Origin of the sequence: Bacillus cereus group sp. N14 (genome assembly GCF_016483555.1) — a bacterium.
GTDB lineage: Bacteria > Bacillota > Bacilli > Bacillales > Bacillaceae_G > Bacillus_A > Bacillus_A wiedmannii.
Genome location: NZ_JAEHBQ010000003.1, coordinates 128,123 through 139,558, shown reverse-complemented (window position 1 = coordinate 139,558; position 11,436 = coordinate 128,123). Strand labels below are relative to the sequence as shown.

Here is an 11,436-nt window from a genome sequence, read left to right as displayed (position 1 = left end):
CATAACAAAAAAAGACTCCTATTTTCATAGGAGTCTTTTTATACTTCTACGTTACTTTTTAAATTGAAGCATTTTTCCCTGCTTCAATTTCTAACGACTCTTCATGCCACCAAAGTGTTTCTTCAGGGTCTTCTTTTGCAATCTGGTGTGCTTCTTTTTTCGATTCTACTGTAGGATATGAACCTTTTAGTGCACGTCCTGAAGTTGTAACGAATAATACACTAAATACGACTAATCCAATAATACTTACACCTGCTAAATAAAATGCCGGTGCAAGCGGGTTACCGGTTGCATGAACTAAGTATGAACATACGAGCGGTGTTGTTCCACCGAATATCGATACAGAAATATTAAATGAGATCGAAAGCGCTCGATAACGTACATCGGTGAAAAATAGTGATGGTAATAATGAAGGTAATGTTCCTTCATATACACTTAGGAAGAATCCTAATACGAAAATACCTGCAAATATAGCTGCAATATGTCCGTTACCTATTAGTAAAAATGCTGGAATTGCAAATACTGTTAAACCAAGTAAACCAATTTGCACGACGCGTTTATTACCAATTTTATCACTTAATTTACCGAAATAAAGTGCTAGCGGAATCATAAGTGCCATCGTAATAGAAATAATTAATAAGCCAGTTGTTTCTTTGACTTTAAGTACTTGAGTTAGATAAGAAGGAATATACGAAAGAATCATGTAATTCGTAATATTAAAGAAGGCGACAATTACTGTGCTTAATAAGAAGTCTTTTTTGTGATATTTTAATATATCCATAAATGAAAATTGTTCGTTGTCTTCAGATTCCTCTTGTGCTTTTTCCATCTCTTCAAAGATGGGAGATTCATCTAAATGACGGCGTAAATATAAACCGACCAAACCAATTGGTGCAGCTATTAAGAAAGGAATACGCCAGCCCCAGCTGAGCATTTGCTCATCTGTTAACAATAACGTCAAAATGGTAACAATTACCGATGCAGCAATGTAACCTGAGAGTGTTCCAATTTCAAGACCACTACCGAGTATACCACGCTTTTTATCTGGAGAAGATTCTGCGATATAAACCATTGCTCCTGAATATTCGCCGCCTGTAGAGAAGCCTTGAATCATTCGGGCAACTAAAAGTAGTATTGGTGCCCATACACCAATTTGTTCATAGGTTGGTAGTAATGCGATGAATAATGTAGAAAGTGCCATTAAAATAATAGTAGTACTTAACACGATTTTTCGGCCGTACTTATCTCCTATTCTACCAAAGAATACACCTCCGATTGGTCGAACGAGAAAGGCCACTGCAAAAGTAGCAAATGTAAGTACAAGTTGCAATCCACTATTATCAACACCTGAGAAGAATAATTGACTTAAGATAACCGCTAAATACGCGTATAATCCGAAGTCAAACCACTCCATTGCATTCCCTATACCAGTAGCAACTACTGCTTTCCTGGCTTGTTTAGGATTGACAATATTAACGTCTTGAGGTTCAAAATTTAAATCATTATTTTGTTGCATATAATAAATCAGCTCCTTTTTTAATTTAACTTCTTTAAGCACACCTTCTCTTATTGAATAAAATTAATTCGAAGCACTTAAGGAAAATCAACGTCTCCTTGTCTGTTATTATTATTTCACATAATTAATTATTTGTCCAATTAAATGCTCTTTTTGTATAAATTTACACCCTATTTAACTTTTTATAAAATGAAGTTTAGGCTATATAATATATACCTTTACACTACAAATGAACCTTTCATTTATTTATATTTATAACGTTTCTATAATTGCTTCCTATAACTTAGAAACCAGTAACTTTTACTAAAGATTTGCATATATTTAAAAAGTGAACTCATTAGCTCGAATTCTGTTTTATTACATTCAACTATAATATTATTATAGTTTTAAAGGAGGCTATTTTATGTTGGAAATAATACTTTCACTTACTACTGTTTCTTTTCTCTTAATTATTTCTGGATTTTTCATTACCTTAAAACAATATAAAGAAATTAAAAATATAAAGACTATATTAACTACAAAAGAAGAAAATGAGAAAACTCCATCCGAAAACTCCATCCCTCTGCAATTAGACCTTAGCGTTCTCAATAATTTACTCGCTTCTGGAATAAATAAAGGTTCTAATACAAGTAAAGAAAATTATGAGTCTAATAAAACTAAATGATTGTTATGCTTATAACAAAAAGAAAATGTATCTCCTCTTTTATCTAATCTTATTAACAACTACCTCTGATTAAAAAGGAGACTGCTTATGTGTAAAAATCCAATTTCTATTATTATCCCCATACAACATAAAATAAAAAATTTACCTAAAATTTTGAAAGCATGTGAACAACTACAACCTTTTGAAATTATCCTTACTATTATTAGTAGTGTCGATGATTCTATTGATATTGCGCGATCTTACAATTGTGAAATTATTACACTAAAAGAGCCGATAGAATCTACTAATTGTTATGTAATTGGTGCAAAAAAAGCAAAGGGAGAGTACCTCTTATTTTTAGATGAAAATTACATTATTCACGCCTCCTCACTTATACAATTTCTTCAACCGTTACTAAATGGATTTGCTGACGTCGTATTAAATAATTTAGATGATTTTTTTTATCAAAAACAACAGCCAAATTTAGCAATGATTTGGCAGCAAGTTACGAATCATTTTTTTCATCGTCCAGATTTAAATGTTAACTCCTTATTATTTCCTCCCTATGCAATGACAAAAGAAGTACTTGAGGTAATTACTTCAGATAGTTTATCAAATCCAATATTGGCACAAATGAAAATTATTGAACATAAATTTCGGATTTGCGATCAATTAAAAATTTCTATCCCTCAAGTTCCCTCTTTTCCTTCAACTCAACTCATTCATTATCATCTTGCAGCCATTGCAAATTGGATCAATCTAGTGCGAGATCAAAGAGGAAACTATACCGATTGTAATCGAAATCGTGATATTATTTTAGGGCTTCAAAACGGTGAACCAAAATACATCCCAAAAATAATTACAGGTAAAGAGTTTTATTCAAATACTTATGGAGATAAGCAATTATCAGTTATTATCCCTGTTCAAAATGAAGAAAAAACGATAGAATCTGTCATTTTTGAGGTACAGAAATTAAAACCTTTTGAAATTATCGTTATTGTTAATGGATCAACAGATAAAACAGAGGCATTGGCGAAGGGTTGCGGTGCAACAGTTATAAGTTACGAAGAAGCACTTGGAAATGATACGGGACGTGCTGTCGGTGCCTTTTTTGCAAAAGGTGAAATACTATTATTTGTAGATGGAGATTTCTTAATTTCTAGTTATGATTTATTACCATTTGTACAATCTATTCAAAATGGCACGGACTTAGCTTTAAATAAACTAGAGTACTACTATATGTATCGTCTACCGTATTCTATCGTCACCGCATGTAAATATGCTATCAACTTAGCATGTAATCGGAAAGATTTAGGTATGGGATCCACAATTGCTGTCCCTCATGCTTTTAGTCGAAAATGCATTCATACAATTGGGTTTGATTCACTTCTTTCACCAACCTTAAGTCAAGTTAAAACAATTTTAGCAGGCTTTCATGTACAAAATGTCCATTCTGTCGACGTTGATAAATTGAATCGTGTTCGACCTGAAAAACACTTCTCTGAGGAAAGTTCCCTTTCATTAGCAACACAACAAATCATTGGCGATCATATAGAAGCAATTTCTTACCTCATCGAACAAAAAAGAGGTAAAGAGTGCTTTTAATTATACATCCTACCTACTAAATAATATATTATCTCATTTTTAATATATGACAGAATAAAAAAGATGGGTTGTAACCATCTTTTTTATTTTTAGATTAGATCAAAAGAAAAGTAGCAGGCAGGCTTTTCATTTCTGTATCTTTCTTAAGAAGTTTGAAAAGAGAGGCTTGTTAATGCAGAGTCAACACTTAAATCATCTTTTAGTGCAATTGAGAAACATGCAACTAATGGTAAAGTAATAACAATTGATCCACTAGGACTAATTACAATTGTAGGACTTGTCCCACATGTGCCCCCACAATCCACTTCTGCATCAATTCCACTACCAGGGGTAATTGTAATTTTAAGACACACATCTAAACAAACATTATTCGTAGTACATGCCATAACTCTCCCTCCTTTCTCTTAACAATATATGCAGTTTATCGAATTTAGACACGACTCTCCTACTAAATTTTATAAATCAGCTGCTATTTTCTTATCAGTTTTATATATGTTTAATTTATTATTAAACTAGATAAATTAATTAATAAATTCAGATCATCTTTTACTGAAATAGAAATACATGCGGTAAATGGTATGACATTAAAATTAGATGAAAATTCATAATTGCACCTTAGAGATATTTCTGCCCCAACATTTGGATAGACCTTAATTTCTAAATACATATTAAAACACCTTTTATTGATGTAAGAAAAGGTATTCCCTCCTTACTTGCATCTGATATTAAGTTATATAGAACTTATCGTTACTTCTTTATTTATTTTTTACTTGATATACTTAAAATAAGTTAAAATAAAAAAATAAAAACCTCTTCATGTATTTTAAGAAGTTTTTACTTTTCACTTACACCTGAACCAAAATGGTAACTTTTTTAAATTTTGTTTTCATTCCAATACTCAACTTATACTCTATCCGTTGCTATTCCACGCCTATTAATAATAGTAGCTTCCAAATTAAAATAAATCTTTAAAATCCCTATTCTTAAGTAAATAAGAAAGCCCTTCTACATGATCGCCGGTAATTCTCAATACAGCTGGTGGATGTCCTACTGTTGCAAAGTGCTCATTTGGACGAATACGATTTGGTTTCATTACATCTACAAAATGGGCACATTCGACTTTATACCCTTCTAATATTGCCTTTACTTGCGCAACACACGCTGTGTGAAGAGTGTCCCAGCCAATTCCCTCTAAACATTTTCTACTAATAGCATGGGGAACAGCAATTGTAGATCCCACTCCTAAATCTTTACGGTTACAAGCAATATTCAACATATATTTATATAAATTTACAATATATAGGGGAAATCTAAGATTTAAATTTAAATCGTTTAAAGCTATATCAACACCATCCGTAACAGCCTGTGTTAACGGATGAAGATCTTTTGCTGGAATAGCAAAATCAGCATCAATAAAGAGAAGTATATCCCCTGTGGCTTCTTGTGCACCAATTGCCCGTCCTACATCATGCCCTAATGCTTCTTGATAAACAATTACGGTTGCCCCTAATTGCTTAGCAATTACTTCTGTCCGATCTGTTGACCCATTAATGACAACAATTATTTCTTTCGGTTCAACTTTTCTTGCCTCAAGAATAACTTCTTTAATCGTCGCTTCTTCATTTTGTGCTGGTATAATAATTGATAACTGTTTCCCATTATAAATCGATGAATTCATACCCCATCCTTTATGAAAACTTGAATAATTCTTTTGTTTTTTTAGTTGCTCTATAATTTCTCTTTTTCTTCCTCCATCTGTATAGTTACCTCTAGCATTTTTTCGTTGTAACCAACTTTCCAAAGCTTTTATGTTCTCTTTAATCTCACATACTTGTAATTTAGTTAATTGATTTTTATAGAAAGAGGTTTTGTTTGCGGTTATATTATTCAAAGAGGTGTTAGTGATGGCTGACGAGGATTGTAGTCGCCACCCTTTCTCAATAAGGGTGATTTGGGAAAGAACTGGATTTTGCAAGGTGTCATATTCAATGTCTTCAATTGCTTTTTTAGTCATAGCATATGGCATAGATAACATCGAATCATATTTTAAATCCATACGCCCCAATACATCATTTACTATTTTTCTATACACCATAGCAATACTTGGCCATTCTACTCTCACCTTTTCAAAACATACGGAGTCTATGTTATTCAAGATTACATCCTGTTCCTTTTTCAGTAGTGGTTCTATAAATCGTTCTAATTCTACCGAAAAAATAACATCTTCTCCATTTAAAAATAAAATTACATCTCCATTAGCGATTTTCGCCCCATGAACTGGTACTTTCCATTTATTTTTCTCTTCAATAACAACAACGTTACTCTCAACAAATGTAGGTATGGATTGTATCGCACTCATTCTATCATCAGCTACAATGATAATTTCTAATGGTTTTATATGGTGCAATTTGTTTAAAATTTGATTCAATTTCGATTTTTCTTCTCCTAAAACTATAACGACTGACAGTGCCACTTCTTTTTGTTCTTTTTTTACAGTCTGATTAGGCTTTACTTTTTTTATATATTCAATTGTTTCACTCTTACCTACAGCTGCATGCCCTGCTTTTTTATCGAAATATAAGTCTATTACAATTTGATTTACTTCTGTATCTTTATCCAGTTGTTCTAATTCAAAAATGAATGGTATTAAATGATTTTGCACATCAAATTCACACGCGAAATTTTGCAAAAAATAAATATTCGGTACATATTTAATGTGATTAAAAAATTTCACAACATTAATTCTTTCGCCAAATTTCTCCTCAACTTCTTCTCTTGATAAACCTGGATAAGACAAATCGAAAACTAGATTTATTGGTACAGGTATCCATTTTAATAAATTTGTTTGAGGATTATTAATTAAAACTGTGGAGCCCTTAACGAATCCAGCTAAAATTAAAGACATAAACCCTCCCCCGGAACTGCCATAAAACAACACATTTTTCGAATCAATATTTAACTTTGTAAATAATATTTCTAAAATATTTGCTATATCTTGTAAGTAAAATCTATCTAACTCCCCTTGTCCCCAACCTAAAGATAATTTTCCAAGATATAATGTAGGATCATTATAATATATAACAGTATCTTCAAACTCTTCCATCCAAGAATGTCTATGAAAAATAGGTGGACCAATTGGCTGTTCTTGAAATCCACCTGCTCCGGATCCAAAAACAATAGTGTTAGAAGCACCCGGCTTAATACGAATTAAAAATTCATACGTTACTTTACCCCAATCAACCTTGAGTATAAATGGTTCTGTAGTTTGAAAATCCATTTGCCATAATTCTTCATATGAAATGTTAATTTTTTTGTATTGGTCTAACAGTTTAATCACCCTTTCCATCTATTTCAAGGTGTTCTATTAAGTAAGAGAGAGCTTCAACGTGATCACCAATTATTCTTAATACCGCTGGAGGATGTCCATTATGACTTACATTCTCCATTAAACGAATTCTATTCGGTTTTACAACATCAACGTAATGTACACATTCTACTCTATACCCTTGTAATATAGCTTTTACTTGTGCAAGACTAGGGCATAGTAAACTTTCCCAGCCTATTGCATCTAAACATGATCTACTCATAGCATGTGGAATCGCTACTAATGAGCCATTACTTAATTCTGGACGATTATATGCTAAATTAAGCATATACTTTACGACGTCTACAACATAAAACGGAGGATTTAACATCGGATTCAAATCATTTAATGCTATGTCTACACCAGCTGAAACTGCTTTTGTAAAGTGATGCAAATTACTTCCTGAAACACTAAAATCACCATCAATAAATAAAAGAATATCTCCTGTAGCTTCAAGCGCTCCAATAGCACGTCCAACATTATGACCAAGTCGTTCGTTATATTCAATAATAGTAGCACCAAGTCTTTTAGCAATATTGGCCGTTTGATCTGTTGAACCATTTACAACGACAATTATTTCTAGCGGTTCTATTTTTCTTGCCTCAAGTATTACTTGTTCTATAGTCTCTTCTTCATTTTGCACTGGTATAATGACAGATAGTTGTTTCCCGTCATAAATTGAAGAATGCATTCCCCAACCTCGATGATACGAAGGATACTGCTTGCTTTCACCTAATCTTTGAATAATATCTCTTCTTTTTCCTGCATCAGTAAACCCTACTCTTCTTCCCTTTTTCTCTATCCATTTAGAAATACCGATTAAATATTTTTCCACTTTCCCTTTTTCATTTTCTGATAATTCTTTTTTAAATAAATACCCTTCTTCTTCTAACATTTCATCTTCAGATAACGTTTTTATTGCATATTGATCGTTAATCCGCCAGCCTTGATTCACTATGTTCATATGAGCTAGAACGATATCTTTTATATAACCAAAGCCGATATTTACCACTACTTCTTTCGTAAGTGCATATGGTAATGAAAATATTGAATTGCTTTTTAAATCTGGTCGACATAAAATTTCATTTAACATTTTTCTCCAAACAATATCCATATTTGGACATTTACCAACTTCGATAAATTTATCTATTTTGTTTAATACTACATCAGCCTGATTTGTAATGACTGGCTCAATAAAATTCTTCATTTCATTTGAAGATAATAAAGAATTACTATCTACAAATAACAATACATCTCCTTTTGCTGCCTTTACAGAAGCTTCATACCCATCATAATACGTACTATATTTATCCATCAAAACAATATGGCATTTATGTTTCTTTGCTATTTCATACAAATTACTTCTATCGTTAGGAACTAAAATTATAATTTCAAGAGGATTTAGCTTCCATATAGATTGAATTGATTCTTCTAATATTTGCGTTCTTTCACTATACAAAATAATAACCGTTAACGATTTCACTACACTCCCCCTTTGCACATCATGTGACATAAAATATTAATACCATTTCCTATGAATTTGCTACTTTATTAACATATTCAACAGTGAATTATACTGTGTAAAAACAACCGTCTATTTTTGAAAATATAAGTTCTACACTCGCTTCCTTCCTCTTATCATTGTGTGTTACAACAATCCCCATTTAAAAACAAAAAAAGCCCTAATTTCTTTAGGACTCTTTTAAACTAATTTATCAATATTATTAATTTTACATACTACCTTTTTCCATGTTATACCGCGATCTTTTGTATTAAATATTTCTTTTTTATTACACGCCCAACCTTTACGCCGATTAAAAAAATGCAAACAAAATACATTTTTTAACAATGGATTACTTGATACTTTGATCCATTTTGATTCTTTTTTTATTATTTGATACACACTTCCATTTTCACTATTTATAACCCAGCCATAATAGGAACTAAAAAACGAAACAGCCACTTTACTAGTATTTATTGTTTTATTTGAAATATGCCACGAATTCCCCTTATCAAATGAGTAATTCATTAAAAATTTGTCATCATTAATTTTAGTTGGTATTACTAATAGGTTATTTTTATAGATTGCTTTATAAGCCATAGCAGTCCCAGTATTAATTCCTTCAAGACTTGGAATATCTTTTATAGCTTGCCAACTTTCCCCACCATTTATTGTTTTAAATACCGTTGATGTTTCATATTGTTTTTGTAATGAAATAAATCCGACTAAATCGTTTATAAATGTTATCCCTGAAATACTATCACTAATACTTATATTTTTTATTACTTTCCAAGCTTTCCCTTTCATTTTCAAATAGTATAAATTATGTTCAAATTTATTTGATGCAAGCTTTCTAGATAATACAATCCATATACTATCCATATTCGTAGCATGCAATTGCACTTGAACATCAGTCGATTTCTCCCAATCTTCTTCAACCGGTAAAATAAACTCACTCCATCTTTCCCCTCTATTAACTGTATAAAATATAGCTGGCAATAAATTGTCATTCGTTTTTGTTAAACCATATGCCCAAGAGCTTCGAGCATTTATTGGATATACAAATAATACAATTGAATTTAGAGGATTAACAACATCCCATTCTACTCCTCCGTTTCGAGTATATAAGATGGCTTGCTTTTTATTTGCATATTGAATACCAGCCCAACCATATTTATCCGTTCTCATTTGTAAAGAAGTAAATTGAATATCATTATTTTCCAATATATCACCTCATTCTTATTTTATATATATTCGTATGCTATTATTTTCAAAACGTTCTATCACTCGTTGTTAGTACCACTCGTTGTTAGTACCACTCGTTTTATCTACTATCTTTATATTTACTTTCTCTTTTCTTCAACAGTAAAATATCATTCAATCATGTATCAAATATAATGAAATTCCTTCTATTTTTTTCGTTATCATTTACCAACAACTGTATTTTACAAAATTCAACTATAAAAAATGCACCCCAATTGTAAAACTATTTTTAACAATTAGAGTGCGCTTTATATAAAATTTAGCTTTTAACTTTTAAGCACTTACTACAGCAGCAACTTTATCCATACAAGAAATAAATTGAGTAATAAATGCATCAATTTCTTCTTTTTTAATTATATATGGAGGAAGTAAACGGATGATGTTCCCTTGTGTAACATCAACTAACATCCCTTTCTCCATTAGCTCTACCTGTAATTTCTTTACATTTTCATTCGTATCATTCAAACTAATTCCAAACATCATACCAGCATGGCGTACTTCCTGAATATAATAAGAATTTTCTTTCTGAATTTCTTGCAATTTATCATTTAGATAGTGTGACGTTTCATACGCTTCTTGCATTAAACCATCGTCAATCAATGTGTTTAATACCGTTAACCCTAAAGCCGTTCCCATTGAAGAATGAGCAAACGTTGTGCCGTGATCTCCTGGTGCAAATACATCACATAACTTTTCACCTACAATAATTCCGCCAAGCGGTATCCCGCCTCCTGCTCCCTTACCAATTTGAATAATATCCGGAGTAATATTGAAATTTTGATAAGCAAATAGTTTACCAGTTCTCCCCATACCACTTTGAACTTCATCAACGATAAGAATAACATTATATTTATCACATAAGTTTTGAACACCATGTAAATATTCACTTGATAAAGGGTATATCCCCCCGCTTCCTAATACAGGCTCTAGCATAATCGCAATTGGATTTTCTTTAACGATTGTTTCTTCTAATTGCTCTATATTCTCGCGCTCTACTTCATATACAGGAATCGATGTTTTAGGGAAATTTTGATATACACTTTCTTGTCTCGTGAAATGAAGTGCCCCTAACGTCCGCCCGTGGAAACTATTCTTCAGCACTACGATTCCTTCACGTTCTTCATGCGTATTAGCTCTATATTTATCAATTAATTTCAACGTTGTTTCTGTCGCTTCCGTACCAGAGTTTGTAAAAAAGACTTTTCCGTTTTTTAAAGAACAATCAACTAATTTCTTTGCATATTCAATCGCAACTGGATTTAAAAAATGAAATGGAAGATGCAATGATTTCGTAACTTGTTCCATTGTCGTTTGCACGATTTTCGGATGGTTATACCCTAATACGTTCACTCCGACACCAGAAAATAAGTCTACATACTCTTTACCATCCACATCATAAAGCTTGCACCCTTCTCCTCTTTCTATCGCAACCTTCGTACGACAGTAAGTAGGCATCATATATTCTTTATCTAATTGAAACCAATCCGACATTTTAAATTCCTCCTAGTTATTTTCCCTGTTTATTTCTGTTCATTCTCTATAAA

Annotated in this window: 8 protein-coding genes; 2 read left to right on the top strand and 6 right to left on the bottom strand. The window is 31.9% G+C overall.

Features of this window, described 5'->3' with window-relative positions:
* Positions 1-58: 58 nt before the first annotated feature.
* A complete protein-coding gene (locus JDS82_RS06425; RefSeq protein ID WP_001186936.1) occupies positions 59-1,516 on the bottom strand; it encodes an MFS transporter in 1,458 nt (485 codons plus the stop codon).
* 403 nt (positions 1,517-1,919) lie between these two features.
* On the opposite strand from JDS82_RS06425, the gene JDS82_RS06420 reads away from it, so the two are divergent.
* Together JDS82_RS06420 and JDS82_RS06415 are read left to right on the top strand one after the other, a co-directional pair.
* Positions 1,920-2,180 (top strand): hypothetical protein, encoded by a 261-nt coding sequence (locus JDS82_RS06420; RefSeq protein ID WP_064449483.1) that lies wholly within the window; start codon positions 1,920-1,922, stop codon positions 2,178-2,180.
* A gap of 87 nt (positions 2,181-2,267) precedes the next feature.
* Positions 2,268-3,764 carry a glycosyltransferase gene (locus JDS82_RS06415; protein WP_061673305.1) on the top strand — a complete coding sequence of 499 codons (1,497 nt, stop codon included), beginning with the start codon at positions 2,268-2,270 and terminating at the stop codon, positions 3,762-3,764.
* Positions 3,765-3,907: 143 nt separating this feature from the next.
* Here JDS82_RS06415 and JDS82_RS06410 read toward each other — a convergent pair whose 3' ends face one another.
* From JDS82_RS06410 to JDS82_RS06390, 5 genes are all read right to left on the bottom strand, one after another.
* Positions 3,908-4,150 carry a hypothetical protein gene (locus JDS82_RS06410; protein WP_071742369.1) on the bottom strand — a complete coding sequence of 81 codons (243 nt, stop codon included), beginning with the start codon at positions 4,148-4,150 and terminating at the stop codon, positions 3,908-3,910.
* Positions 4,151-4,719: 569 nt separating this feature from the next.
* Entirely contained in the window at positions 4,720-7,041 is a 2,322-nt protein-coding gene (locus JDS82_RS06405) for a bifunctional glycosyltransferase/dipeptidyl aminopeptidase/acylaminoacyl peptidase (RefSeq protein ID WP_199713018.1), read from the bottom strand.
* A gap of 52 nt (positions 7,042-7,093) precedes the next feature.
* A complete protein-coding gene (locus tag JDS82_RS06400; protein WP_074650715.1) occupies positions 7,094-8,611 on the bottom strand; it encodes a glycosyltransferase family 2 protein in 1,518 nt (505 codons plus the stop codon).
* Positions 8,612-8,830: 219 nt separating this feature from the next.
* Complete coding sequence (locus JDS82_RS06395) at positions 8,831-9,853, bottom strand: hypothetical protein (RefSeq protein WP_199712879.1); 1,023 nt, start codon at positions 9,851-9,853, stop codon at positions 8,831-8,833.
* Between the two features lie 312 nt (positions 9,854-10,165).
* Positions 10,166-11,383 carry an aspartate aminotransferase family protein gene (locus JDS82_RS06390; protein WP_064469845.1) on the bottom strand — a complete coding sequence of 406 codons (1,218 nt, stop codon included), beginning with the start codon at positions 11,381-11,383 and terminating at the stop codon, positions 10,166-10,168.
* Positions 11,384-11,436: the final 53 nt, after the last annotated feature.